Below are 24,018 nucleotides of genomic sequence, written 5' to 3' on the forward strand. Positions count from 1 at the left end.
CCTGCAGACCAGCGGCAAGTCTCCGATCGGCCCCGCCAGGAAAACCCCTAGTCATGGACTAGGGGTTTGCGCAGCGGGCGGAGGGCAGGATCGGCGGCATGTCCGAAACCGTGGAGAACGGCTCCGCGCCCGCCCGACTCGCCGGACTCCGCGAGCTCGCGGAGGTGTACGAGCCCGGAGGGCCGTCCGAGACGGACGAGCTCGACCGGCTCGACGAACAGCTCGTCGCCCTGGTGCTCCTGCGGGTGCGGGAGGCCCGTGGCCGCCAGCTGGACCGGCGTGCGTCGGGCCTTCCCCTGTCACCGCTCGCCCGGGAGAACGCGATGCTGCGTCGTTACGGGCAGGCCCTGGGCCGCGAGGGCACCGCCATCGCCCTGGCCGTCCTCGCGCTGTCGCGGCGGCAGTGGCCTCCCGGCCGGTGACGGCCCGACGCTCGCCCCCGCACTCTTCACGCGATACGTACGCGGCGGCGAGCCCTCTGTTGCGTCGGGGCAGGCGTCGGCCCCCGTGAGCGACGGACCACCCCGGCGTCCGGGGGATTCCGCACGGCCGGCGCGAGGCCGGAAGGGCTAGAACGGGTGTCCGGCTGGCGCGGACCGCAGCGTGGTCCAGCGCAGCTCCGTGAAGGCGTCCAGGTTGGCCTCGCCGCCGAAGCGGACGCCGGTGCCGGAGGCGCCGACCCCGCCGAACGGGGCCACGGCCTCGTCGTTGACGGTCTGGTCGTTGACGTGCGCGATGCCGGTCGGGATCCGCCCCGCGAGGTCCAGGCCGCGCGCCGCGTCGCGGGTGACGATGCCGAGGGAGAGCCCGTACGGGCCCTGCGAGGCCAGTGCCACGGCCTCGTCCTCGGTCGTGAACGAGCGCACCGGTGCCACCGGCCCGAAGACCTCCTCCGCGTACGCGGGGGTGTCGTCCTCGACCCCGGCGAGCACGGTCGGCCGGTAGAACAGCTCCCGGTGCGTGCCCCCGGCGACGAGCTTGGCGCCCTGCCCGGTGCTGGCCTCGACGAGCCCGCGGACCCGGTCGAGCTGGGTGCGGTCGATGAGCGGCCCCAGGTGCACCTGCTCCCGGTACGGGTCCCCCACGGCCAGCGCCTCGGCCTTCGCGGCGAGCCGCTCCACGTACTCGTCGTACAGCGAGGCGTGGACGAGGTGCCGGCCGGCGGTCATGCAGATCTGGCCCTGGTGGAAGAACGAGCCCCAGGAGGCCTGCGCGACGGCGGCTTCGACGTCCGCGTCACGCAGCACGACGAGCGCGGAGTTCCCGCCCAGCTCCAGGTGCATCCGCTTGAGGTGGCGGCCGCCCAGCTCGCCGACGGCCCGACCGGCGGCCGTCGAGCCCGTGAACGACACCACCCGCACCAGCGGGTCCGCGACGACCGCCGCCCCGGTGTCGGCGCCGCCGGGCAGCACCTGGAGCAGGCCCGCGGGCAGTCCGGCCGCCGCGAACACCGCAGCCAGGGCGATCCCGCCGCACACGGCGGTGCGCGGGTCCGGCTTGAGCAGGACGGCGTTGCCCAGCGCGAGCGCCGGTGCCACCGAGCGGATCGACAGGATCAGCGGCGCGTTGAACGGGGCGATCACGCCCACCACCCCGGCGGGGACCCGGCGGGTGAAGGACAGCCGGGGCGCCTCGCTCGGCAGGACCTGCCCGGCCGGCCGCGACGCGAGCGCGGCTGCCTCGTGGCACTCCTGGGCGGCGACGTGCAGCTCGAAGTCGGCCTTGCCGGGTATGGAGCCGGACTCCCGCACCAGCCACTCGCGCAGCTCACCGGCGTGGGCGGCGAACAGCTCCCCTGCCCGGCGCAGCACGGCGGCACGCTCCACGTGCGTGGCCCGCGCCCACTCCTGCTGGGCGGCCCGGGCCCGTACGGCGGCCTCGGCCGCGTCGGCGGGGGCGGCCAGGCGGACGGTGGCCAGGGTGTGGCCGGTGGCGGGCTCGACGACCGGCGCGGTACCGCCGGTGAGCGTCGGTCCGTCCTGCCAGAGGGTCGGGTCGAGGAGCGGCATGGCGCGGGCCTCCGAAGGGGTTCGGCGGAGCGGGGGGCGGCGGCACGCGCCATCGTGCCAGACGGGAAGGCCCAGTTCTGTCGGGTTCTCGGGCAGTTGGGAGCCGACCCTGACCGGAAACGATCGCCGCGGCGCCGATCTCGGCCGCGTACCGCCGGACCGCCGGGCGCCGCCCAGCCGGCGGCCGGCAGTCTTCGGCCGGCAGTCGGCAGTCGGCAGTCGGTGACCGCCGGCCTGAGCGCCTGCGCCCCCGCCGCTCCGGTTCAGCGCTCCGGTTCAGCGCTCCAGGACGAGCGCGATGCCCTGGCCGACGCCGATGCACAGCGACGCCACGCCCTTGCCCGAGCCCGCCGCCGCGAGCTGGTGGGCGACCGCGCCCGCCAGCCGCGCGCCGGACGCGCCGAGCGGGTGCCCGATGGCGATCGCCCCGCCGCGCGGGTTGACGACCGCCGGGTCCAGCTCGGGCCAGGACGCCAGGCAGCCGAGCGCCTGGGCCGCGAAGGCCTCGTTCAGCTCCATGACGGCCAGGTCGGAGAAGCCCGTACCGGCCTTCTCCAGGGCCCGCTGCACGGCCTCGACCGGGCCGAGTCCGAACAGCTGCGGCTCGATGCCGGTGACCGCGGAGGCACTGATCCGGGCCAGCGGCTCCCGCCCGGTGGCGCGCAGCCCCGCCTCGTCGGTCAGCAGCAGCGCGGCCGCGCCGTCGTTCAGCGGAGACGCGTTACCGGCGGTGACCGTCCCGGTCCCGTCCGTACGGAAGACCGGCTTCAGCTTGGCCAGCGCCTCCATGGTGGAGCCGGCCCGGATGGACTCGTCGCGCTCCAGCTCCACGCCGGGGAACGGCACGACCTCGTCGGCGTACAGTCCGGCCTGCCAGGCGGCGGCCGCCTTGCGGTGGCTGTCCAGCGCGAACGCGTCCTGCTCATCCCGCGTGATGCCGTGCTTCTCCGCGACGAGCTCCGCGCCCTCGCCGAGGGACACCGTCCACTCCTGCGGCATCCGCGGGTTCGTCATCCGCCAGCCGAGCGCCGTCGACCACATCTGCTGGTGCGTGGCCGGGTAGGCCCGCTCGGGCTTCTGCACCACCCAGGGGGCCCGCGTCATGGACTCGACGCCGCCCGCGATCGCGACGGAGGAGTCGCCGAGCGCGATGGAGCGCGCCGCCTGGACGACCGCTTCGAGGCCGGAGCCGCACAGCCGGTTCACCGTCACACCGGGCACCGTGACGGGCAGGCCCGCGAGGAGGACCGCCATGCGGGCCACGTCGCGGTTGTCCTCGCCGGCGCCGTTCGCGTCGCCGAAGACGACGTCGTCGATCCGGGCCGGGTCGAGTCCGGGCGTCCGGTCCACCAGCGCGCGCACCACGTGCGCGGCGAGGTCGTCGGGCCGGACCCCCGCCAAGGCGCCGCCGAACTTGCCGACGGGGGTGCGGACGGCGTCGACGACGTACACGTCGCGGACGGTGCGGATGCTCATGGCGTCTCTCCTGGGCGGATCCGTACGGGCGGCGCCGCCAGGGTGCCGCCGTCGGCACCCGTACGACGCCGGGCGCGCCCGGTGGGGCGCGCCCGCAGTCTCCGTCCGCCGGTCACCGCCTGTCAACGGCCTCCCGGCCGCGCCGGACCGGGCCGCCGGTCAGGTGGACTCCCGGTGGAGGGCCTCGGCCGCCGCCGTGCCGTGCCGCTCGGTGATCGCGGCCGGCTCGCGCACGGCCCGGTCGACGAGTTCGGCGAGCTGCTGCCCGGTCGGCATCCCGAACCGCACCGTGCTCAGCCGGGGCCGCAGGAGCCGTCCGACGAGCAGGTCGTCCGCCCCGATCACGGCGGCGTCCGCGGGCACGCGCAGCCCCGCGTCGTGGAGCGCGGCCATCAGCAGCAGCGCGTACTCGTCGCTGTACGCGAACACCGCGTCGAGCCCGTGGGAGCGCCAGCCGGCGGCGAGCGCCGCCGCCGACTCCTCCGTACAGGCCATGGGCAGGGCCACGACCCCGGCTCCGCCGGCTGCTCGCACGGCTCGGCGCGCGCCCTCCAGGCGCGGCCCGGAGAACGGCTCCAGCCCGCCCTCCGACGGGACGACCACTCCGATGCGGCGCCGCCCCCGCTCCAACAGGTGCGCCGCGGCCCGCGCACCCACCTCGGCCTGGTCGAGGACGAGGGCGTGCGCCCCGGGCACCCGGGACGGCCCGACGGTGACGACGGCGCGGGCCCCGGCCCGCTTCAACGTCTCGACGTTGTGCGCCGACAGGACGACCCCGCCGACGGAGATCACCGCGACGGGCCGCAGCTCGGCCCACGCCCGGGCCGCGTCGTCGCCGCCGAGCCCGGGGCTGCCGTAGTGGACGACGGTGTAGTCCATGCGGTGCAGGGCGGTCTGGAGCTCCCCGAGGAAGGAGCCGTACGGCGGCCCGACGGGAACGTGCCAGCCGGCCAGCAGCACGATGCGGGTGTGCCCGGCCCGCAGACTGCGGGCGGCGGCGTGCGGGACGTAGCCCAGCTCCTCGGCGGCCTGCCGCACCTTGAGGCGGGTGGGCTCGCTGATCCGCACGGAGGCGGCGTTGTTCAGCACGTACGACACGGTGGCCCGCGACACCCCGGCGAGCCGGGCCACATCGGCGCTGGTGGGTATGGCGGGGGCGGGAGGGGCGGGCGGCGGCGCGGGCGGCTTCGGCGGCGCGGGTAACGCGGGCGGCATCGGCGGCGCCGGTACCGCGGGTGCCGTGAGTGCCGTGGGCGGCTTCGATGACTGTGACATTGCGGTGGCATCCTTCCAGACCCACCGCCCCCTTCGAACGCCGCTTGGCCGGATCGGACCCGCAGCCGACGTGTGCCGGAGCCGCTGCCCGCCCTCAGCGTCCCGGCGCGCCGAACGCCCGCTCGAACGCCTCCCGGGGCTGCGGGTTGCGGTCCAGGATCCCGAACACGACGCGTTCGAACACCCCCGCGAAACGGCCCGCCAGCAGGGCGCGGAAGGCCTCCGCGACCTCCGCCGGGTCGTTGCGGAACACCCCGCACCCCCATGCCCCCAGCACCAGCCGGGGGTAGCGGTGCAGGGCGGCCGTCTCCAGGACGCGTTCCGCGCGCAGTGCCAGGGCGGCCGGGATCTCCGCGGCGCGCTCCGGTTCCTGGCGGCGGATGGTGCCCGCGTTGGGTGCGGGCGAAGTGAGGAAGCCGGCGCGGAACGGGGTGTCGAGCAGTTCGCCGCGGTCGTCGCGGAAAACGGGCACCCCCGGGGAGTGGATCACCCGGTCGGTGTAGAAGGCGCTGCGGCCCGCGCGGTGGACCTCGTAGTACTCGGGGGCCAGGAGCAGCGTCTCGTAGAGGGCGGAGGCCCGGCAGAGGGCCTCCTCCTGCGCCTTCGCCCCGCGCAGGTAGCCGCCCCCCGGGTTGCGGGCCGAGGCGAAGTTGAGCACCGCCACGGCGTGCGGCTCCGCCCCGACCTCCCCACCCCCGGCGCCCGGCGCGGTGAGTCTGCGGGCCGCCGCCGTGCTGCTTTCCCCGGTCACCTCGATGGCGGTGTCATGGGGACCGGCCGGAAGTTGCTCGTCTGGAATGACCTGGTTCGGTCCATATAGTCTGGTTCCGGCCTTGGACTCCTCCAGGGCGGCGGCCAGGGAGACGTGCCGCCCCGACCGTGTCCGGTACCCGCCGGCCGCAAGGATGGTCGCGTTCTCCCGCGCGATCTCGCGCAATCTGCTGCTCACGCCGCCATCATCGACGGCGGGTCGGCACCCCGGCCAACGAATTGACGGCAACGCGGCGCGAATCGGCCCTTCGATCCCGTGAAGGACGGGTAGGCATGGTCAAGTCAACGGTCCAGGACAGGAGATCGGCCATGCACCAGGACTCGACCGACCCGTCTGCCGCCCGGCCCCCGGGCGCCCCCTCCCCCATCACCGAAACCGGCGCCGAGGACCTCGTCCGCGGCATCTGCTTCAAGACCGGCCCGCCCCGCATCCTCGGCGCCGAACTCGAATGGCTCGTCGTGGACGCCGAGCTCCCCGGCGAGCTCGTATCCCCCGAACGGCTGATCGCCGCGCACGATGCCGCGCGCGCCCTCCCCTTGCGGTCCGGCTTCAGCATCGAGCCCGGCGGCCAGTTGGAGCTCAGCTCCGCCCCGGCCGCGTCGCTCACCGAGTGCCTCGACGGCCTGCGGGCCGACCTCGCCGCCGTCCGCTCCGCGCTGGGCTCCATGGGGCTGGGCCTCCAGGGCGCGGGCTGCGATCCGCGGGGCGCGGTGCCCCGCCTGGTGGAGAGCCCCCGCTACGACGCCATGGAGTGCTACCTCGACCGCTCCGGCCCCGGCGGGCGCGCCATGATGCGGGCGTCAGCGTCCGTGCAGGTCTGCGTGGACGCCGGGTTCGAGGAGCCGGGCCCCTTCGGGCACGGCCGGCGCTGGCGGATGGCGCACCTGCTGGGCGCGGTGTTCGTCGCCGCGTTCGCCAACTCGCCCGCGGCCTCCGGCCGGTACGCGGGCTGGCGGTGCGCCCGGCAGGGGATCTGGGGCGACCTGGACGCCCGGCGGTCGCTCGCCCCGGCACTGGACGCCGAGCCGCGGGCGGCGTGGGCGCGGCACGCCCTGGACACCGAGGTGATGTGCGTACGGTCGCACGGCGACGGGCGCGGCGCCTGGGCGGTGCCCCGCGGGGTGACGTTCCGCGACTGGCTGCGTGCGGCGGCCGGGCAGGGCGGGGGTGACGCCGCCGGTCCGGCCGCGACGCTGCGTCCGCCCACCGCGGAGGACCTGGAGTACCACCTGACGACGCTGTTCCCGCCGGTGCGGCCGCGCGGGCACCTGGAGCTGCGGATGATCGACGCGCAGCCCGGTGACGACGGCTGGCTGGTGCCGGTGGCGGTGGTGCACGCCCTGTTCGACGATCCGGAGGCCGCGGAGACGGCGTACCGGGTGGCGAAGGGGCTGGCCGACGGGTACGGGCCGGAGGCTGCGCCGCGCAACCGGCTGTGGCGGTCCGCGGCCCGTTTCGGGCCGGCCGATCCGGAGCTGCGGGCCGCGGCGGCGGTGTGCTTCCGGGCGGCGGTCGAGGCGCTGCCGCGGCTCGGTGCGGCCACGTACGTGGTCGACGCGGTCGGATGCTTCGCCGACCGGTACGTGCGGCGCGGGCGCTGTCCCGCGGACGACCGGCCGCCGGGCCCGGCGGCAGACGCGGCCGGGAAGGGGGCGGCGCGATGACGGCGGAGTCGTACGCTCCCGGCCCGTCGGAGGAGGTGCGGGGGCGGGCGGTGCAGGCCCTGGCGGCAGCGCGGGCGCGTACGGCCGCGCTGACGGACGCGGTGTCGGACCGGGACCTGACCGCGCAGCACTCCCCGCTGATGTCGCCCCTGGTGTGGGACCTGGCGCACATCGGGAACATGGAGGAGCTGTGGCTGCTGCGCCACGTGGGCGGCCGTGAGGCGATGCATCCGGAGATCGACCCGCTGTACGACGCGTTCGAGCATCCGCGGGCGGAGCGGCCGAAGCTGCCGCTGCTGGGGCCGGCGGAGGCCCGCCGGTACGCGGCGGAGGTGCGCGGGCGCGTCTTCGACCTGCTGGAGGGCACGGCGCTCGAGGGGTCGGCGCTCCTCGACGGCGGCTACGTGTTCGGGATGATCGCGCAGCACGAGCAGCAGCACGACGAGACGATGCTGATCACGCACCAGCTGCGGCGCGGGGAGGCGGTGCTGGCGGCGCCTGACCCGGATCCGCCGGCGGGCCCGCCGCCCCCTGCGGCGGAGGTGCTGGTTCCGGGCGGGCCGTTCACGATGGGCACGTCGGCGGAGCCGTGGTCGCTGGACAACGAGCGGCCGGCGCACGTCCGGGAGACCGCTGCGTTCTGGATCGACACGGTGCCGGTGACGAACGCGGCGTACCAGGCGTTCATCGAGGACGGCGGCTACGGGGACGAGCGCTGGTGGGCGCCGGAGGGCTGGGAGCAGATCCGGCGGCACGGCATCGGCGCGCCGCTGTTCTGGCGCCGGGAGGCGGGCCAGTGGCTGCGGCGCCGGTTCGGTGTGACGGAGCCGGTGCCGGACGCGGAGCCGGTGCTGCACGTCAGCTGGTACGAGGCGGACGCGTACGCGCGCTGGGCGGGGCGGCGCCTGCCGACCGAGGCGGAGTGGGAGAAGGCCGCCCGCCACGATCCGGCGACTGGCCGGTCCAGGCGATACCCGTGGGGCGACGGGGATCCGACGGAGGCGCACGCCAACCTGGGGCAGCGGCACCTGCGGCCCGCTCCGGCGGGCAGCTATCCGGCGGGGGCGTCGCCGCTGGGGGTGCGGCAGCTGATCGGGGACGTGTGGGAGTGGACGTCGTCGGACTTCCTGCCGTACCCGGGGTTCCGGGCGTTCCCGTACCGGGAGTACTCGGAGGTGTTCTTCGGCCCGGAGCACAAGGTGCTGCGGGGCGGTTCGTTCGCGGTGGACCCGGTCGCCTGCCGGGGCACCTTCCGCAACTGGGACCTGCCGGTGCGCCGGCAGATCTTCTCCGGGTTCCGGACGGCGAGGGATGCCTGATGTGCCGTCATATTGCTTATCTGGGGCCGCGGACGGCCCTCGGCCGGGTGTTCGCCGATCCGGAGCATTCGCTGGTGGTGCAGTCGTGGCGGCCGCGCCGGCAGCGGCACGGGACGGTCAACGCCGACGGGTTCGGCGTCGGCTGGTACGCGGAGGGCGACCCGGTGCCGGCCCGGTACCGGCGGGCCAGCCCGATCTGGGGGGACCTGACCTTCACCGACCTGGCAAGGGTCGTCCGGGCGGAGGCCGCTCTGGCAGCCGTACGGGACGCGACGCTGGCGGGGGCGGAGGGGGAGGCGGCGGCCGCGCCTTTCACGGCGGGCCCGTGGCTGTTCAGCCACAACGGCGCGGTGCGGGGCTGGCCGCTGTCGGTCGCGGCGCTCGCGGCCGAACTACCGCCGCCGGAGCTGCTGTCGCTGCCCGCGGCCACCGATTCCGCGCTGGTGTGGGCGCTCGTGCTGCACCGGCTGCGGCAGGGCGACGACCTGGCGACGGCGCTGGCGGAGCCGGTGCGGGAGGTGGCGGAGGCCGCGCCCGGATCCCGGCTGAACCTGCTGCTGACGGACGGCACGTCGATCGCCGCGACCGCCTGGGGGGATTCGCTGTGGTATCTGGCCGATCCGTCCGCGGGCCGCGTGGTGGTGGCGTCGGAGCCGTACGACGACGACACCCGCTGGTGCGAGGTGCCCGACCGGACCCTGTTGACCGCCCACCGCACGGGGGTCGCACTGACCCCGCTCAAGGAGACCGTCCAGTGAGCAGTAGTGACTTCCAGTTGACCCGGACCCTCGACGAGCACGCCGCGGACGCGGCGCTGCGCGCTGACGTGCTGCACGGGCTCGCGCAGTCGCCGAAGGCGCTGCCGCCCAAGTGGTTCTACGACGCGCGCGGCAGTGCGCTGTTCGAGGAGATCACCCGGCTGCCCGAGTACTACCCGACGCGCGCGGAGCGGGAGATCCTGCGGGAGCGGGCGGCGGAGATCGCGGACGCGAGCGGGGCCCGGACCCTGGTGGAGCTGGGTTCGGGGTCCTCGGAGAAGACCCGGCACCTGATCGAGGCGATGCCCGCGCTCGAGATGTACGTACCGGTGGACGTGAGCGGGAGCGCCCTGGAGGGGGCGGCCCGGGCGCTGCTGGAGGAGCATCCGGGGCTGCGGGTGCACGCGCTGGTGGCGGACTTCACGAAGCCGCTGCGGCTTCCGGAGTCGCCCGGTCCGCGGCTGGTGGTCTTCCTCGGGGGGACGATCGGCAATCTGCTGCCGGCGGAGCGGGCGCGGTTCCTGGCGTCCGTGCGGGCGGGGCTGGAGCCCGGGGACGCGCTGCTGATGGGGACGGACCTCGTCAAGGACGAGGACGTGCTGGTGGCGGCGTACGACGACGCGCAGGGCGTGACGGCCGAGTTCAACCGGAACGTCCTCGCGGTGGTCAACCGGGAGCTGGACGCGGACTTCCCGCTCGGCGACTTCGAGCACGTCGCGGTGTGGAACCGGGAGGAGGAGTGGATCGAGATGCGGCTGCGGGCCCGGTCGGAGCTGGTGGTGAAGATCCGGGCGCTGGACATGCTGGTGCCGTTCGCGGCGGGTGAGGAGATCCTGACGGAGGTGTCGGCGAAGTTCCGCCGGGAGGGCGTGCGGCGGGAGCTGGCGGCCGCCGGGCTGGAGCCGGCCCGCTGGTGGACGGACTCCGGGGGCCGGTTCGCGCTGTCGCTGTCGGTGGCGGTCGGCTAGCCGGTGCTGGAGGCCCGTACGGGGCCCTGAGCCGCGGCCGCGAGGTCCCGCCGGCCGGTGTGCCGGCCCGGCGGGATCCGCGGCAGCAGCCGGATCTCGGCGGTGATCCCGCGCGCGCGGGCCGTCCGCCACAGGGAGGCGGCGAGCGGGTCGTCGCCGACGAAGGCGCAGGCCCCGGCGGTGGTGCCGTCGGGGAGCAGGTAGGCGAGGCGGACGGGCTGTACGGGGACGCGGGCGTCGAGGGCGGCTTGGAAGGCGGCCCTGCGGAAGGTGCCTCCGGCGCGCCCGCACCAGGTGCTGCCCTCGGGGAAGACGGTGACGCGGTCGCCGGCCCGGAGGGCGCGGGCGACTGCGTCGACGGTGGCGGGGAGCGCGCGCAGCCGGTCGCGTTCGATGAAGAGGGTTCCGGCGTCGGCGGCGAGCCGGCCGAACACGGGCCAGCCGCGGATCTCGCTCTTGGCGAGCATGCGGCCGGGCAGGACCGCGGCCACGAGGGGGATGTCGAGCCAGGAGACGTGGTTGGGGGTGATGAGGCGGGGGCCGTCGGGGCCGGGGCTGCCGTGGACGCGGACGCGCAGGCCGAAGGCGCGCAGGAAGGCGGTCGACCAGGCGCGGACGAGGGCATGGCGGGGCCCGCGGGGCAGCAGCCGGACCGGCGGGGCGGCGCCGGCCGCGACGAGGAGCAGGACGAGGGCGGTGGCGATCCGCAGGACGGCGCGTGCGATCCCCGCGGTGGGCCCGGCGTGGCCGGCGCAGGCCGAGGGTGTGCAGGGCGAGGCGGGCAGCCAGGCGCTCATGCGGACGGGGCGAGTGAGAGGAAGTGCCGGAGGTAGCGGGGGTCGGTGCGCCGCAGGGAGAGCAGGACGTACAGGTCGGCGCAGCCGAACTCTGCGTCGAGGGCGGGCTCTCCGCAGACCCAGGCGCCCAGGCGCAGGTAGCCGCGCAGCAGGGGCGGGAGCGGGGTGCGGGCGGGGAACGGGGTGCCGGAGGGGTTCCAGGGGCGGTGGGGGGTGACGCGGTACTCGGCGGGGGCGAGGCTGCCGGGCAGGACGTTCCGGTGCGTGGCGGCGGCGAGGACACCGCCGTCGGAGAGCGGGATGGAGCAGCAGCCGGCGATCCAGTTGTGGCCGCAGCGGTCCATGTAGCGGGCGAGCCCGGCCCAGAGCATGCCGATGGCGGCGCCGTTGCGGTGGTCGGGGTGGACGCAGGAGCGGCCGGCCTCGACGAGGCCGGGTCGGATGGGGGCGAGGGCCGAGAGGTCGAACTCGGTCTCGGAGTAGAGGCGTCCGGCGACGGCGGCGCGTTCGGGGGGAAGCAGCCGGTAGGTGGCGATGATCTGCCCGGTCTCCTCCTCCACGACCAGGAGGTGGTCGCAGTAGGCGTCGAAGGCGTCGGCGTCGATGTTGGGCTCGGGTCCGTCGAGGCGGGCTCCGAGTTCTCCGGCGAAGACGTCGTGCCGCAGCCGCTGGGCCGCGCGCACCTCGTCCTCGTCGCGGGCGAGGCGTACCGCGTAGCGGGGGGCGGCGCCGCGGGCGCCGGCGGGCTCGGGGACGGAGGCGGGGGCGGCGGGGGCGGCGCTCGGGGACAGCGGGGCGATGGTCATGGCGGCTCCAGGTCCGGGCACGGAGCGCGGGCCGCAGGCGTGGCGGCCCGGCTCCTCTACTTCTTCCGTGACCGGCTGGATTCGGCGTGACCGCTTCGCGGCCGCCGGGTGTGCGGACTTTGAACTCGGCGGCTCAGCGGGCGGAGTTCAGTACGGTGGTGATGGACTCGGAGGCGGTGCGGGCGGCCTTGCGGGGGTCCTGGCCGGTGAGGACGGCCGTCATGTACGGCTTGATGGGGTTCCTGGCCTCGACTTCGGCCCAGCGGGCGGACTTGGGGGTGGCGCGGCCGTGGGCGGCGCCGGCGGCCATGCCGGCGGCGCCCTCGTTGTCGGCGACGACGTGGGCGAGGGTGGTCTTGTTGGGCACGTAGCCCATGGTGCGGGCGAGTTCGGTCTGCCACTTCTCGCTGACCAGGGCGGTGATGACGTCGACGGCGTGGTCGCGCTGCCGGGTCCGCTCCGGGATGATCAGGACGGATCCGCCGGTGAAGACGGCGCCGGGCTTGTCGGAGGTCTTGCCGGGGACGGGGAAGAAGCCGAGCTTTCCCTTGAGGGCGGGGTTCGCGGCCTCGATGGCGGCGGCCTGGCTGGGCGGCCCGATGATCTGGGCGACCTTGCCGCGGGCGAACACGTCGGCCTGCGGGGGCGTCTCCTCGTCGGCGCCCTTGGGGCCGTCGCCGAGGGCCTGGAGCTGCTTGTAGAACTCCATTCCGGCGAGGGCCTTCTCGTCGTGGAGGGTCCCCTCCCAGGTGCCGTTGTTCTGGACGGCGAGGTCGCCGCCCTCGTCCCAGACGAAGCCGGAGAGGACGTACCAGTTCTGCCCGGGGAGGTAGATGCCCTGCTGCTCGCCCTTGTCGAGCTTCCGGGTGGCCTGGATCCACTCCTGGCGGTTGCGGGGCGGGGCCTTGATGCCGGCGTCCGCGAAGAGGTCCTTGTGGTAGATCACCACGCGGTTGGCGGCGTACCAGGGGACGCCGTACTGGGCGCCGCCGATGCTGCTCGGGTCGGCGAGGCCTTCGAGCCAGTCCTGGTTGCCCCACTTGCGCATGCCTTCGAGGGTGAGCTCGGAGACGCCGCCGGTCTCGATGTAGCGGGCGACCTGGGTGTTGCCGACCTCGATGAGGTCGGCGCTCTCGCCGCCGCGGCCGGAGAGGACGCCGTCGACCTTCTCCCCGATGCCGGTCCACTCCTGGATCCGGACATCCAGGTCGACGCCCGGGTGCTCCTGCTCGAAGGCGGCGGTGAAGCGGGCGATGAACTCGTCGGAGGCGCTGCCCTTCATGAGCCAGAGCGTCACCTTGTCCGATCCCCCGGACGCGCCGCCTGCCCCGCTGCATCCGGTCAGGGCGGCCACGGCCGCGACGGCGGCGCACACGGCGAGGAAGCGCATCTTCACGAGGGGTCACCTTCTGCGGGAAGTTCCGAGATGGCTTGAAATTGGCATAGACCAATGGGCCGGTCAAGGGTCTTCGTGGCGGAATTGATCCGGCAAAGTTCGCGCCGAGGGACGTACTGGGGCACCGTGGAAAGCGACGAAGCCCCCACCGTCGGGAGACCGCCATGTCCAACCACACGTACCGGGTGACCGAAATCGTCGGCACGTCCACCGAGGGCATCGATCAGGCCATCCGCAACGGGATCGCCCGAGCGAACCAGACGCTGCGCCACCTGGACTGGTTCGAGGTGACGCAGATGCGCGGACACATCGAGAACGGCGAGATCGCGCACTACCAGGTGGGACTGAAGGTCGGCTTCCGGCTCGACGAGGAGGAATGACGCACGCGCCGGGCCCCGCGGGCACACGCCCGGGCCCCGCGGGCACACGCCCGGGGCCCGGCGCGCCCGCCGTCCCGTCGCCGTCAGGTGCGGCCCTCGCCCTCCTGGGCGTCCCTGAGCTCCGGCGCCTCCGCCGCCCAGTTCGCCAGCAGCACCGGGAACCCCTCGGCGCGCGCGGCCTGGTACACCAGTTCGTCGTCGTCGACCAGCACCCGCACCTCGCGGCTCCGCGCAAGGCGGCGCAGGATCTCCAGCTTGGTCAGCCGCGCCGGCCGCCGGTCCCGGTCACCGCGCATCCACACCCGCCCCTGCGGCAGCCCGTGCCGCTCCAGCCACTCCTCCGTGTCGGCCCGGCACCGCTCCGGGCGGCCGGTCAGGTACACGATCTCGCTGTCGGCGGCACGCTCGACCGCCAGCGCCACCCCGCGCGCGAGCGGCGGATCCGCCGGCGCCGCACCGAAGAACCCGTCCCAGTCCCGCGGGCGGCGCTCCAGGAAGTGCTGGCGGTGGCCGGTGTCGGCCAGGGTGTTGTCGATGTCGAAGACGGCCAGCGGCCGCCGGTTCGTGCGCTCACTCATACGGGCCAGCCTAGGCGGGGCAATTGACGGCGCCGGGACCGCCGCTCGTGGCGGGCGGCCCCGCGACGCCGGCGGCGGGACGGGGCGGCCGGGCGGGGGGCGCGGCCGGCGGGGGCGGGCCGGGCCGGGCGGCTCCTGACCGGCGGGCGCCCGTAAAGTGGGGCGAATGCACCAGCCCGACGAGAGCCCGGCGCCGGCGTCCGCCCCCGACCCGTTCGTACGCGTCCGCGGGGCCCGCGAGCACAACCTGCGCGGCGTCGACGTGGACATCCCCCGTGACGCCCTGACCGTCTTCACCGGCGTCTCCGGATCCGGGAAGAGCTCCCTCGCCTTCGGCACGCTCTACGCCGAGGCGCAGCGCCGCTACTTCGAGTCGGTCGCCCCGTACGCCCGGCGCCTGATCCACCAGGTCGGCGCGCCCGAGGTGGACTCGGTCACCGGTCTGCCGCCCGCAGTGTCGCTGGAGCAGCGGCGCTCCACGCCCGGCTCCCGCTCCTCCGTGGGCACCGTGACCCTCCTGTCCAACTCCCTGCGCATGCTGTTCTCCCGCGCCGGCAGCTACCCCGAGGGCGCCGAGCGGCTCGACTCCGACGCCTTCTCCCCCAACACCGCGGCCGGGGCCTGCCCTTCGTGCCAGGGGCTGGGCAGCATCCACGGCACCACCGAGGAGCTGCTCGTTCCCGACCCCGGCCTGTCCATCCGCGAGGGCGCCATCGCCGCCTGGCCCGGGGCCTGGCAGGGCAAGAACCTGCGGGACATCCTGGAGGCGCTCGGACACGACGTGGACACGCCGTGGCGGAAGCTGCCCGCGGCGGACCGCCAGTGGATCCTCTTCACCGAGGAGCAGCCGGTCGTCACCGTGCACCCCGTGCGCGACCCGGAGCGGATCCAGCGCCCGTACCGGGGGACGTACACGAGCGCCCACCGGTGGGTGATGAAGACGTTCGCGGAGAGCCGCAGCGCCACCCTGCGGGCGCGCGCGGAGAAGTTCCTCACCGACTCCCCGTGCCCGGCGTGCGCGGGGCGGCGGCTGCGGCCGGAGGCGCTCGCCGTCAGGTACGCCGGGCACACCGTCGCGGAGCTGGCGGCGCTGCCGCTGACCGGACTGGACCGGCTGCTGGCGCGGACGCCGCCGGACGGGGAGGCTGCGCGGGTGCTCGCGGCCGACCTGCGGGCCCGGATCGCACCGGTCGTGGAGCTGGGCCTTGGCTATCTGAGCCTGGACCGGACGGCGCCGACGCTGTCGGCGGGCGAGCTCCAGCGGCTGCGGCTGGCGACGCAGCTGCGGTCGGGGCTGTTCGGGGTGGTGTACGTGCTGGACGAGCCGTCGGCCGGCCTGCACCCGGCCGACACGGAGGCGCTGCTGGGGGTGCTGGACCGGCTGAAGGCGGCCGGGAACACGGTGTTCGTGGTGGAGCACCACCTGGACGTGGTGCGCCATGCGGACTGGGTGGTGGACGTGGGCCCGCTCGCGGGCGAGCACGGAGGACGGGTGCTGCACAGCGGCCCGCCGGGGGAGCTGGCCGGCGTGCCGCGGTCGGCGACGGCGCGGCACCTGTTCGCCGAGCGGGCGCCGGGGGCGCGGCGGGCGGTGCGGGCGGCGGCCGGGTCCGTACGGGTGTCCGGGGCGCGGCGGCACAACCTGCGGGGCGTCGACGCGGAGTTCCCGCTCGGCGTGTTCACGGCCGTCACGGGGGTGTCGGGGTCGGGGAAGTCGACGCTGGTGGGGCAGGTGCTGGCGCGGGAGGCCGGCGAGCGGCTCGCCGCCGATCCGGCGTTCCCGGTGCGGCGGCTGGTGGAGGTGGACCAGAAGCCGATCGGGCGGACGCCGCGGTCCAACCTGGCGACGTACACGGGGCTGTTCGACGTGGTGCGCCGGCTGTTCGCGGCGTCCGGCGAGGCGCGGGCCCGCGGCTGGAAGGCCGGCCGGTTCTCCTTCAACGTGCCGGGCGGCCGGTGCGAGACCTGCCAGGGCGAGGGCTTCGTCTCCGTGGAGCTGCTGTTCCTGCCCAGTACGTACGCCCCCTGCCCGGAGTGCGCGGGGGCACGGTACAACGCCGAGACGCTGGAGGTCCGCCACGGGGGCCTGCACATCGCGGAGGTGCTGGCGCTGACGGTGGAGGCGGCCGCGGAGTTCTTCGCGGACGTCCCGGCGGCGGCCCGCAGCCTGCGCGCGCTGGAGGAGATCGGGCTGGGCTACCTGCGGCTGGGGCAGCCGGCCACGGAGCTGTCGGGCGGCGAGGCGCAGCGGATCAAGCTGGCGGCGGAGCTCCAGCGGCTGCGGCGCGAGCACACGCTGTACGTGCTGGACGAGCCGACGACGGGGCTGCACCCCGCGGACGTGGAGGTGCTGGTGCGGCAGTTGCACGGGCTGGTGGACGCCGGGCACACGGTGGTGGTCGTGGAGCACGACATGGATGTGGTGGCGGGCGCGGACTGGGTGGTGGACCTGGGGCCGGGCGGCGGCGCGGACGGGGGCCGGATCGTCGCGGCGGGGACGCCGGAGCAGGTCGCGCGGAGCGGGCTCGGGCGGACAGCGGGGCATCTGGCGAGGGCGCTGGGGCTGGACTGAGCCGGGGGCGGCGGGTGCGCGGGCATGCGTACGTGCGTGCTTGCGTGCGGGGTGGTGTGGTCGGCGGGCCGGCCGGTGGCGGGCGGGTCAGGCGTCGCCGGGCAGCAGGTGCTGCGGCACCTCGCGGAACGCCCAGCGGCCGCTCCGGCGGGTGAACGCCCACACCAGGTCGTGGCGGTCCGGCCAGGCGGCGGGCACGCCCGGCAGCCGGTCGGCGCCGAGGGCGCGGACGAGGCGGGGGACGCCGTGGTGCTCCCAGCAGACGAGGACGGGCTGCGGTGCGGTGAGGACGGCGCGGGCGAGGGTCGCTTCGGCGCCGACGGCGAACCGGGTGTGCACCGGGAGGTGCAGGGCCGCGGCCAGCGGTTCGACGGTCAGCCGGCAGCGGGCGGGCGCGCCGGCGCCGCCGGCGGCGAACAGGGTGGCGGGGCGGGGCAGCAGGGACGAGCCGCGGCCGGGGGCGAACAGCCCGGGGAGCTCCTCGGCCCTGCGCAGGCCCCGGGCGGCGAGGAAGCCGGGGTCCTCGTTGCCGTCCGCGTCCTCGCCGGTGTCTCCGGGGTAGGGCTTCTCGGCATGCCGGATCAGCATGACCATGGCGTCGCGCGGGGCGCCCGCGGGCCCGTGCGCCGGGGGCGGGGCGGGCTTCCCGGAGGAGCAGCCGGCCGCGGCGAGCGGCGCGAGGGCGGCGGCCAGCACGGTGCGGCGTCGCGGTCCGTTCCCGGCGGGGGCTTCTGGCATGCGGTCCACTGTCGCCGACGCGGCCGGGTGCCGCCGGGCGCGGCACGTCGCGTACCCGGTACGAGCGCCCGGTCGGCCGAGCGGATGGGCCGACCGGCTGACCGGCGGCCGGTGCGGGACGGTGCGGGCGGGGGTCAGTGGCGGGCGGCGCCGCCCTTGCGGAGGGCGCGGAGCCATTCGCGGTTCATGGCGGCGATCGACGGCAGCGGGATGCCCTTCGGGCAGGCGGTCGCGCATTCGCCGGCCAGGGTGCAGCCGCCGAAGCCCTCGGCGTCCATCGCGGCGACCATGTCGAGGACCCGGGTCTCCCGTTCGGGTGAGCCCTGCGGCAGCGCGCCGAGGTGGTTGACCTTGGCGGAGGTGAAGAGCATGGCCGAGCCGTTGGGGCAGGCGGCGACGCAGGCGCCGCATCCGATGCACTCGGCGTGTTCGAAGGCGCGGTCGGCGTCGGGCTTGGGCACGGCGGTGGCGTGCGCCTCGGGGGCGGAGCCGGTGGGTGCGGTGATGTAGCCCCCGGCCTGGATGATCCGGTCGAAGGCGCTGCGGTCCACGACGAGGTCCTTGACGACGGGGAACGCGGCCGCGCGCCAGGGTTCGACGTCGACGGTGTCGCCGTCGCGGAAGGAGCGCATGTGGAGCTGGCAGGCGGTGGTGCGCTCGGGGCCGTGCGCTTCGCCGTTGACGACGAGGCTGCACGCGCCGCAGATGCCTTCGCGGCAGTCGTGGTCGAAGGCGACGGGTTCCTCACCGCGCAGGATCAGGTCCTCGTTGAGGGTGTCGAGCATTTCGAGGAAGGACATGTCGCGGGAGATGCCGTCGACCTCGTAGGTGACCATGGCGCCGGGGGCGTCGGGGCTCTGCTGGCGCCAGACGCGCAGGTTGAGCTTCATGCGTAGCTCCGCTGGGTGGGGTGGACGTACTCGAAGACGAGGTCCTCCCTGTGGAGGACGGGCGGCTTGCCGGTGCCGCGGAACTGCCAGGCGGCGGCGTAGGAGAACTCCTCGTCGCGGCGGGCCGCCTCGCCGTCGCGGGTCTGGGACTCCTCGCGGAAGTGGCCGCCGCAGGACTCGGTGCGGTGCAGGGCGTCGAGGCACATGAGCTCGGCCAGTTCCAGGTAGTCGACGATCCGGTTGGCCTTCTCCAGCGTCTGGTTGAGCTGGGCACCGCTGCCGGGGACCTTGACGCGCCGCCAGAACTCGTCGCGGATCCGCGGGATGCGGGCGAGGGCCGTGCGCAGGCCGGCGTCGCTGCGGGCCATCCCGCAGTGCTCCCACATGAGTTCGCCGATCTCGCGGTGGAAGGAGTCGGGGGTGCGGTCGCCGTCGGTGTGCAGGAGCCGGTCGAGGCGGTCGCGGGTTTCGCGCAGGGCGGCTGCGGCGTCGGGGTGGGTGTCGTCGACGGGCTCCTGGGCGGGGTGGCGGGCGAGGTAGTCGCCGAGGGTGGCGGGGAGGACGAAGTAGCCGTCGGCGAGGCCCTGCATGAGGGCGGAGGCGCCGAGCCGGTTGGCGCCGTGGTCGGAGAAGTTGGCCTCGCCGATCGCGAACAGGCCGGGGACAGTGGTCTGGAGGTCGTAGTCGACCCACAGTCCGCCCATCGTGTAGTGCACGGCGGGGTAGATCCGCATGGGGACCTCGTACGGGTCCTCGGCGGTGATCCGCTCGTACATCTCGAAGAGGTTGCCGTACTTCTCGGCGACCTTGTCGCGGCCCATGCGGCGGATGGCGTCGGCGAAGTCGAGGTAGACGCCCTGGCCGCCGGGGCCGACGCCGCGTCCCTCGTCGCAGACGTTCTTGGCGGCGCGGGAGGCGATGTCGCGCGGGACGAGGTTGCCGAAGGACGGGTAGATCCGCTCCAGGTAGTAGTCGCGTTCCGCTTCGGGGATCCGGGCGGGCGGGCGGGTGTCGCCCTCGGCCTTGGGGACCCAGATGCGCCCGTCGTTGCGGAGGGACTCGCTCATCAGGGTGAGCTTGGACTGGTGGTCGCCGGTGCGCGGGATGCAGGTGGGGTGGATCTGGGTGAAGCAGGGGTTGGCGAAGTACGCGCCGCGCCGGTGCGCCCGCCAGACGGCGGTCGCGTTGGAGTTCATGGCGTTGGTGGAGAGGTAGAAGACGTTGCCGTAGCCGCCGGTCGCGAGGACGACGGCGTCCGCGAAGTGGGTGGTGGTCTCCCCGGTGACGAGGTCGCGGGCGACGATGCCGCGGGCCCTGCCGTCGGCGACGACGAGGTCGAGCATCTCGGTGCGGGCGTGCATGTCGACGCCGCCGCCGGCGATCTGCCGGGAGAGGGCCTGGTAGGCGCCGAGGAGGAGCTGCTGGCCGGTCTGGCCGCGGGCGTAGAAGGTGCGGGAGACCTGGACGCCGCCGAAGGATCGGGTGTCGAGGAGTCCGCCGTACTCGCGGGCGAAGGGGACGCCCTGCGCGACGCACTGGTCGATGATCTCGACGGAGATCTGGGCGAGGCGGTGGACGTTCGACTCGCGGGCGCGGAAGTCGCCGCCCTTGACGGTGTCGTAGAAGAGGCGGTGGACGGAGTCGCCGTCGTTGCGGTAGTTCTTCGCGGCGTTGATGCCGCCCTGGGCGGCGATGGAGTGGGCGCGGCGCGGGGAGTCGGAGTAGCAGAACTGGATGACGCGGTAGCCCTGTTCGGCGAGGGTGGCGCCCGCGGCGGCGCCTGCGAGGCCGGTGCCGACGACGATGACGGTCTGCTTGCGGCGGTTGGCGGGGTTGACCAGGCGGGCCTCGAAGCGGCGGCGGTCCCACCGTTCGGCGATGGGGCCGGCAGGGGCCCTGGTGTCGGCGAGGGGCTCGCCGGTGGTGTAGTGCGCGTAGGTGTCGCTCATGGTGGCGGTTCCGGGGTCGGTTGCGTGCGCGGTCACTTCACCACTCCGGTCATGACGCCGACGGGGACGGAGACGAAGCCGGCGAAGAGGAGGAGGGCGAGGGCGTTGGCGAGGGTCTTGAGCGTGCGGTCGCGGCGGGCGCTGCCGGCGCCGAGGGTCTGGGCGGCGCTGCGGAAGCCGTGCCGGATGTGCAGGCCGAGGGCTGCCATGGCGGTGATGTACAGGGTGTTGCCGTACCAGGTGGAGAAGGTGGCGAGGACGTTCTCGTAGGGGTGGCCGGCCCAGGCGCGTTCGTTGACGGTGAGGGTGGTGAGGTCGAGGATGTGCCAGACGACGAACAGGCCGAGGATGACGCCGCCCCAGCGCATGGTGCGGGTCGCGTAGCCGGCGCGGCGGCGTTTGTGGGCGTAGGCGACGGGGCGGGCCTTGATGTCGCGGCGGCTGAGCTGGTACGCCGACACGGCGTGCGCGGCGACGGCGGCGAGGAGGACCACGCGGACGGCCCAGAGGGCCCAGTGGCTGTGCAGGAAGGGTTCGCCGATGTGGCGCAGCCAGTGCCCGTACGCGTTGAACTCCTGCGCGCCGAAGAAGATCTTGAGGTTGCCCATCATGTGGACGACCAGGTAGCCGAGCATGATCAGCCCGGACACCGCCATCACGGCCTTCTTGCCGACGGTGGAGTCCCAGAGCGTGCGCGTGGTGGACGGCCGTCGGTCCGTCCGCGTTGCCAGAGCCATGCCCTCGACGGTAAGGAGACGGACCCCGAGAGGTCCAAGACATGATGGCGCTGCTCTCGATAGGTGCTGCCTATGGCGGGTAGCCTGGGGTGATGCAGTTCCAGCAGCTCCTGTACTTCGTGGCGGTGGCCGAGGCTCGGCACTTCACGCGCGCCGCCGAGCGGGTGCACGTCGCGCAGCCGTCGCTGTCGCAGCAGATCAGGGCGCTGGAGCGGGAGCTGGGTGCGGAGCTCTTCAGCCGGGCGCGGGGCAACATCGCGCTGACGGACGCCGGCGAGGCGCTGCTTCCGCTGGCACGGCGGATCCTCGCCGACGCGGAGACGGCGCGGCTGGAGGTGCAGGAGCTGGCACAGCTGCGGCGGGGGCGGGTGCGGCTGGGGGCGACCCCGAGCGTGTGCACGGGCCTGCTCCCGGAGGTGCTGCGCGCCTTCCACTCCGCGCATCCGGGGATCGAGCTGCTGATCGAGGAGAGCGGGTCGCTGGATCTGGTACGGGAGTTGGCGCGCGGAGCGCTGGACCTGGCGCTGATCGCGCTGCCGCTGCCCCCTTCGGCGCCCGCGCTGGACACCGTGGAGCTGCTGACCGAGGACCTGGTGGTGGTGTCGTCGGAGCGGCTGCCGCCGCCCGGCGGGGGCGGGCCGCTGACGGTGTCGGCGCTGCGGCGCGAGCCGATGGTGATGTTCCGGCACGGCTACGACCTGCGGGACCTCACAGTGGCCGCCTGCCGGGCTGAGGGGTTCGAGCCGGTCTTCACGGTGGAGGGCGGGGAGATGGACGCGGTGCTCGGCTTCGTGCGCGCGGGGCTCGGGGTGGCCGTCGTCCCGGCGATGGTCGCCGGCAACGCGGCGCCGGGGCTGCGCAGCACCCCCCTGGAGGGCGCGCCGCTGCGCCGCACGATCGCCTTGGCGCACCGGACGGATGTCGCGCCGCCCAGGGCGGCGCGCGAGCTGAAGCGCATCCTGCTGCTGCGCTGAGGGCCGGGCGCCGTGGCGACGGCCGCGGCGGTGGGCGCCCGTGGTCAGGGGCGGCGGACGGGCAGGGCGGCGTCCAGTCCGTCGGCCAGCATGGCGAAGGCCTGCTCCGCGTCGGCCACGGCCGCCGGCTGCACCTCGGCCGCGCTCAGGCCCGCGGATATCCGCCGCCAGTTCTCCCGGCCGAGTTCGTGCCGGACGGCCACCAGGTGCGTCGCGGCCAGTCGGGCGGCCAGTGGTGCGACGGACTCCCCCTCCAGCACGGCGGCCAGCAGCTCGACCTCGCGCGAGGTGTAGTGGCCCAGGCGCGCCTCCAGGCTGGCCGTGGTGTACAGCAGCCGCTGGAAGGCGACGACTTCCGGATGGTCGCACAGGCCGGTGATCGGGTCGCCTGCGGCGAGGGCGGCCAGGAAGTGCCCGCGCACCGCCGCCACCGGCGTCTGCCCGGCGGGTCTGTCGCGCACGACGCGGGCCGCCTCGTCCTGGTGGTCGGCGAACCGGTCGAGGACCAGGTCCTCCTTGCTCGGGAAGTACCGGAACAGAGTCGGCTTGGAGACCTCGGCCGCCGCCGCGACGTCGGCCACCGACACCTCCTCGAAGCCCCGCTCCAGGAAGAGTTCCAGCGCCGTGGCCGCCAGGTGGCGGCGCGTGCGCAGCTTCTTGTTCTCGCGCAGACCGGTCGTGTTCGCCATGGGGCGAGCATAGCACCAATTGAGTGACCGGGTAATTTTTGTAACCGGGTTGCTTTTTCGCGCGACGGCCGCTTTCCTTGAGACGACGACGAAGGAAGGACAAGCCATGACGACGAACGCCCCGACCCCTGCGCCGGATGTCCTGGTGGTCGGCTCCGGCCCGACCGGCCTCACCCTCGCCTGCGGCCTCGCCCGCCGGGGCGTCGCGGTGCGGGTCCTGGAGCGGCGCACGGAGCCCCACCGCGAATCGCGCGGCAAGGGCCTCCGCCCGGAGGCCCTGGAGGTCCTTGACCGACTCGGCGCGGGCGACCGCATCAGGGCCGTCGGGCGGAGCGGGATCGTGCTGCGCAAGTACTTCGACGGCGAGCACGTCAGCGACACCCCCTCCGGCGCCGGGATCCTCGTGGGGCAGTGGCAGGTGGAGGAGGCGCTGCGCGAGCGGCTCGCGGAGCTGGGCGTGCGCGTCGAGCACGGCTCCGCCCTCGCGTCGGTCGACCAGGACGCTGCGGGGGTCCGCGCCGAACTGTCCGACGGCACGGCCGTGCGCGCGGCCTACCTCGCCGGCTGCGACGGGGGCCGCAGCACCACGCGGCGGCTCCTCGGGATCCCGCTGGAGGGGAGCACCGCCGAGGAGGAGGCGATGGTCCTCGGCGACGTGCGGGCGCCCGGCCTCAGCAGGGAGTTCTGGCACCAGTGGTTCACAGCGGAGGGCGGCGGCATCCTGCTGTGCCCCATGCCGGGGACGGACTCCTTCCAACTGCAGGCGGCACCCGAGAGGGACGAGGCGGGCCGGGTGCTGCCGCCGTCCCTGGAGAGCTTCCAGCGGCTCTTCGACCGGTATGCGCGGGTCCCCGGCATACGCCTGGCCGACCCCACCTGGCTGTCGTCATGGCGGGTCAACTCACGCGTGGCGGCCCGGATGCGCCGAGGCCGGGCGTTTCTCGCGGGGGACGCGGCGCATGTGCACCCGATAGCGGGCGGGCTCGGCATGAACACCGGCATCCAGGACGCCGCCGCCCTCGCCCGAACCCTCGCCGCCGCCCTGGCGGGGCCGGCCGCGCAGGAGGTGCTCGGCGCCTACGAGTCGGAGCGCCTTCCCGCGGCGGCAGCGGTCGTGGCCGACACCACGCAGCGGTACGAGCGCGTCGTCGCAGCGGTGCGCACCCCGGGCCGCGGCACGGAGGCGGGCATGGACTGACACCCCGGCCGCCCACCGCTCCCGGCAACCGGCCGGGCCCGCGGCCGGTTGCCGGGGGCGGTCAGTCCGGAAA

Annotated in this window: 22 protein-coding genes; 9 read left to right on the top strand and 13 right to left on the bottom strand. The window is 74.9% G+C overall.

The genetic code is table 11. The features are described from left to right. The first annotated feature begins 98 nt into the window (after positions 1 to 98). The gene (locus ACZ462_RS05165; protein WP_467802802.1) at positions 99 to 422 is read left to right on the top strand and encodes a chorismate mutase family protein; all 324 of its coding nucleotides are present in this window, start codon (positions 99 to 101) and stop codon (positions 420 to 422) included. A 147-nt stretch (positions 423 to 569) separates the two neighbouring features. Here ACZ462_RS05165 and ACZ462_RS05170 read toward each other — a convergent pair whose 3' ends face one another. The 4 genes from ACZ462_RS05170 to ACZ462_RS05185 all read right to left on the bottom strand — a co-directional run bounded on the left by ACZ462_RS05170 (position 570) and on the right by ACZ462_RS05185 (position 5,709). After that, positions 570 to 2,009 carry an aldehyde dehydrogenase family protein gene (locus tag ACZ462_RS05170; RefSeq protein WP_467802800.1) on the bottom strand — a complete coding sequence of 480 codons (1,440 nt, stop codon included), beginning with the start codon at positions 2,007 to 2,009 and terminating at the stop codon, positions 570 to 572. A gap of 276 nt (positions 2,010 to 2,285) precedes the next feature. Beyond that, positions 2,286 to 3,485, bottom strand: coding sequence for a thiolase family protein (locus ACZ462_RS05175; RefSeq protein ID WP_467802799.1), 1,200 nt, complete (start codon positions 3,483 to 3,485; stop codon positions 2,286 to 2,288). 159 nt (positions 3,486 to 3,644) lie between these two features. Beyond that, positions 3,645 to 4,700: a LacI family DNA-binding transcriptional regulator gene (locus ACZ462_RS05180; protein ID WP_467802901.1), complete on the bottom strand. Its 1,056-nt coding sequence runs from the start codon at positions 4,698 to 4,700 to the stop codon at positions 3,645 to 3,647. A 154-nt stretch (positions 4,701 to 4,854) separates the two neighbouring features. Continuing rightward, on the bottom strand, positions 4,855 to 5,709 hold the full coding sequence (locus ACZ462_RS05185) for a TIGR02452 family protein (protein WP_467802798.1): 855 nt from the start codon (positions 5,707 to 5,709) through the stop codon (positions 4,855 to 4,857). 131 nt (positions 5,710 to 5,840) lie between these two features. Between ACZ462_RS05185 and egtA the strand changes: the two genes are divergently transcribed. The 4 genes from egtA to egtD are packed head-to-tail and all read left to right on the top strand — an operon-like array spanning position 5,841 to position 10,241. Then, complete coding sequence (gene egtA / locus ACZ462_RS05190; RefSeq protein WP_467802797.1) at positions 5,841 to 7,196, top strand: ergothioneine biosynthesis glutamate--cysteine ligase EgtA; 1,356 nt, start codon at positions 5,841 to 5,843, stop codon at positions 7,194 to 7,196. Continuing rightward, positions 7,193 to 8,515, top strand: coding sequence for an ergothioneine biosynthesis protein EgtB (gene egtB / locus ACZ462_RS05195; protein ID WP_467802796.1), 1,323 nt, complete (start codon positions 7,193 to 7,195; stop codon positions 8,513 to 8,515). The genes egtA and egtB overlap by 4 nt, the downstream gene beginning before the upstream one ends. Then, positions 8,515 to 9,273, top strand: a complete 759-nt coding sequence (gene egtC / locus ACZ462_RS05200) for an ergothioneine biosynthesis protein EgtC (protein WP_467802794.1) — start codon at positions 8,515 to 8,517, stop codon at positions 9,271 to 9,273. Before egtB ends, egtC begins: the two co-directional genes overlap by 1 nt. Further along, complete coding sequence (gene egtD / locus ACZ462_RS05205) at positions 9,270 to 10,241, top strand: L-histidine N(alpha)-methyltransferase (protein ID WP_467802793.1); 972 nt, start codon at positions 9,270 to 9,272, stop codon at positions 10,239 to 10,241. The genes egtC and egtD overlap by 4 nt, the downstream gene beginning before the upstream one ends. Here the strand turns inward: egtD and ACZ462_RS05210 are convergent. The 3 genes from ACZ462_RS05210 to ACZ462_RS05220 form a co-directional block, all read right to left on the bottom strand. Beyond that, on the bottom strand, positions 10,238 to 11,038 hold the full coding sequence (locus tag ACZ462_RS05210) for a lysophospholipid acyltransferase family protein (RefSeq protein WP_467802792.1): 801 nt from the start codon (positions 11,036 to 11,038) through the stop codon (positions 10,238 to 10,240). The genes egtD and ACZ462_RS05210 overlap by 4 nt on opposite strands. Continuing rightward, on the bottom strand, positions 11,035 to 11,844 hold the full coding sequence (locus tag ACZ462_RS05215; protein WP_467802791.1) for a GNAT family N-acetyltransferase: 810 nt from the start codon (positions 11,842 to 11,844) through the stop codon (positions 11,035 to 11,037). Before ACZ462_RS05215 ends, ACZ462_RS05210 begins: the two co-directional genes overlap by 4 nt. 133 nt (positions 11,845 to 11,977) lie before the next feature. Then, entirely contained in the window at positions 11,978 to 13,240 is a 1,263-nt protein-coding gene (locus ACZ462_RS05220) for an extracellular solute-binding protein (protein WP_467802790.1), read from the bottom strand. A gap of 164 nt (positions 13,241 to 13,404) precedes the next feature. Between ACZ462_RS05220 and ACZ462_RS05225 the strand changes: the two genes are divergently transcribed. Next, positions 13,405 to 13,620 carry a dodecin gene (locus ACZ462_RS05225; RefSeq protein WP_467802789.1) on the top strand — a complete coding sequence of 72 codons (216 nt, stop codon included), beginning with the start codon at positions 13,405 to 13,407 and terminating at the stop codon, positions 13,618 to 13,620. Positions 13,621 to 13,703: 83 nt separating this feature from the next. Here ACZ462_RS05225 and ACZ462_RS05230 read toward each other — a convergent pair whose 3' ends face one another. After that, positions 13,704 to 14,198 carry a phosphatase domain-containing protein gene (locus tag ACZ462_RS05230; RefSeq protein WP_467802788.1) on the bottom strand — a complete coding sequence of 165 codons (495 nt, stop codon included), beginning with the start codon at positions 14,196 to 14,198 and terminating at the stop codon, positions 13,704 to 13,706. A 166-nt stretch (positions 14,199 to 14,364) separates the two neighbouring features. On the opposite strand from ACZ462_RS05230, the gene ACZ462_RS05235 reads away from it, so the two are divergent. Next, positions 14,365 to 16,770, top strand: coding sequence for an excinuclease ABC subunit UvrA (locus ACZ462_RS05235; protein ID WP_467802786.1), 2,406 nt, complete (start codon positions 14,365 to 14,367; stop codon positions 16,768 to 16,770). 87 nt (positions 16,771 to 16,857) lie between these two features. On the opposite strand, the gene ACZ462_RS05240 is transcribed toward ACZ462_RS05235, so the two are convergent. From ACZ462_RS05240 to ACZ462_RS05255, 4 genes are all read right to left on the bottom strand, one after another. Beyond that, positions 16,858 to 17,508 (bottom strand): hypothetical protein, encoded by a 651-nt coding sequence (locus ACZ462_RS05240; RefSeq protein ID WP_467802785.1) that lies wholly within the window; start codon positions 17,506 to 17,508, stop codon positions 16,858 to 16,860. A 134-nt stretch (positions 17,509 to 17,642) separates the two neighbouring features. Continuing rightward, positions 17,643 to 18,398: a succinate dehydrogenase/fumarate reductase iron-sulfur subunit gene (locus tag ACZ462_RS05245; RefSeq protein ID WP_467802784.1), complete on the bottom strand. Its 756-nt coding sequence runs from the start codon at positions 18,396 to 18,398 to the stop codon at positions 17,643 to 17,645. Continuing rightward, the gene (locus tag ACZ462_RS05250; protein ID WP_467802899.1) at positions 18,395 to 20,347 is read right to left on the bottom strand and encodes a fumarate reductase/succinate dehydrogenase flavoprotein subunit; all 1,953 of its coding nucleotides are present in this window, start codon (positions 20,345 to 20,347) and stop codon (positions 18,395 to 18,397) included. Before ACZ462_RS05250 ends, ACZ462_RS05245 begins: the two co-directional genes overlap by 4 nt. A 32-nt stretch (positions 20,348 to 20,379) precedes the next feature. Then, positions 20,380 to 21,084, bottom strand: a complete 705-nt coding sequence (locus tag ACZ462_RS05255) for a succinate dehydrogenase (RefSeq protein ID WP_467802783.1) — start codon at positions 21,082 to 21,084, stop codon at positions 20,380 to 20,382. A gap of 92 nt (positions 21,085 to 21,176) precedes the next feature. Between ACZ462_RS05255 and ACZ462_RS05260 the strand changes: the two genes are divergently transcribed. Then, the gene (locus ACZ462_RS05260; protein ID WP_467802782.1) at positions 21,177 to 22,058 is read left to right on the top strand and encodes a LysR family transcriptional regulator; all 882 of its coding nucleotides are present in this window, start codon (positions 21,177 to 21,179) and stop codon (positions 22,056 to 22,058) included. Positions 22,059 to 22,102: 44 nt separating this feature from the next. Here the strand turns inward: ACZ462_RS05260 and ACZ462_RS05265 are convergent, their stop codons facing one another. Then, positions 22,103 to 22,747, bottom strand: a complete 645-nt coding sequence (locus ACZ462_RS05265) for a TetR family transcriptional regulator (protein ID WP_467802781.1) — start codon at positions 22,745 to 22,747, stop codon at positions 22,103 to 22,105. Positions 22,748 to 22,853: 106 nt separating this feature from the next. Here ACZ462_RS05265 and ACZ462_RS05270 point away from each other — a divergent pair, with 106 nt between their 5' ends. Beyond that, entirely contained in the window at positions 22,854 to 23,945 is a 1,092-nt protein-coding gene (locus ACZ462_RS05270) for an FAD-dependent monooxygenase (RefSeq protein ID WP_467802780.1), read from the top strand. Positions 23,946 to 24,018: the final 73 nt, after the last annotated feature.

The organism is Streptomyces sp. NPDC031121 (assembly GCF_055570615.1).

Coding starts and splice junctions, on each gene's coding strand:
- ACZ462_RS05165 (WP_467802802.1), top strand. CDS start 99: ATGTCCGAAACCGTGGAGAACGGCTCCGCGCCCGCCCGACTCGCCGGA.
- ACZ462_RS05170 (WP_467802800.1), bottom strand. CDS start 2,009: ATGCCGCTCCTCGACCCGACCCTCTGGCAGGACGGACCGACGCTCACC.
- ACZ462_RS05175 (WP_467802799.1), bottom strand. CDS start 3,485: ATGAGCATCCGCACCGTCCGCGACGTGTACGTCGTCGACGCCGTCCGC.
- ACZ462_RS05180 (WP_467802901.1), bottom strand. CDS start 4,700: ATGCCGCCCGCGTTACCCGCGCCGCCGAAGCCGCCCGCGCCGCCGCCC.
- egtA (WP_467802797.1), top strand. CDS start 5,841: ATGCACCAGGACTCGACCGACCCGTCTGCCGCCCGGCCCCCGGGCGCC.
- egtB (WP_467802796.1), top strand. CDS start 7,193: ATGACGGCGGAGTCGTACGCTCCCGGCCCGTCGGAGGAGGTGCGGGGG.
- egtC (WP_467802794.1), top strand. CDS start 8,515: ATGTGCCGTCATATTGCTTATCTGGGGCCGCGGACGGCCCTCGGCCGG.
- ACZ462_RS05210 (WP_467802792.1), bottom strand. CDS start 11,038: ATGAGCGCCTGGCTGCCCGCCTCGCCCTGCACACCCTCGGCCTGCGCC.
- ACZ462_RS05215 (WP_467802791.1), bottom strand. CDS start 11,844: ATGACCATCGCCCCGCTGTCCCCGAGCGCCGCCCCCGCCGCCCCCGCC.
- ACZ462_RS05225 (WP_467802789.1), top strand. CDS start 13,405: ATGTCCAACCACACGTACCGGGTGACCGAAATCGTCGGCACGTCCACC.
- ACZ462_RS05230 (WP_467802788.1), bottom strand. CDS start 14,198: ATGAGTGAGCGCACGAACCGGCGGCCGCTGGCCGTCTTCGACATCGAC.
- ACZ462_RS05235 (WP_467802786.1), top strand. CDS start 14,365: ATGCACCAGCCCGACGAGAGCCCGGCGCCGGCGTCCGCCCCCGACCCG.
- ACZ462_RS05240 (WP_467802785.1), bottom strand. CDS start 17,508: ATGCCAGAAGCCCCCGCCGGGAACGGACCGCGACGCCGCACCGTGCTG.
- ACZ462_RS05245 (WP_467802784.1), bottom strand. CDS start 18,398: ATGAAGCTCAACCTGCGCGTCTGGCGCCAGCAGAGCCCCGACGCCCCC.
- ACZ462_RS05250 (WP_467802899.1), bottom strand. CDS start 20,347: ATGAGCGACACCTACGCGCACTACACCACCGGCGAGCCCCTCGCCGAC.
- ACZ462_RS05255 (WP_467802783.1), bottom strand. CDS start 21,084: ATGGCTCTGGCAACGCGGACGGACCGACGGCCGTCCACCACGCGCACG.
- ACZ462_RS05260 (WP_467802782.1), top strand. CDS start 21,177: ATGCAGTTCCAGCAGCTCCTGTACTTCGTGGCGGTGGCCGAGGCTCGG.
- ACZ462_RS05265 (WP_467802781.1), bottom strand. CDS start 22,747: ATGGCGAACACGACCGGTCTGCGCGAGAACAAGAAGCTGCGCACGCGC.
- ACZ462_RS05270 (WP_467802780.1), top strand. CDS start 22,854: ATGACGACGAACGCCCCGACCCCTGCGCCGGATGTCCTGGTGGTCGGC.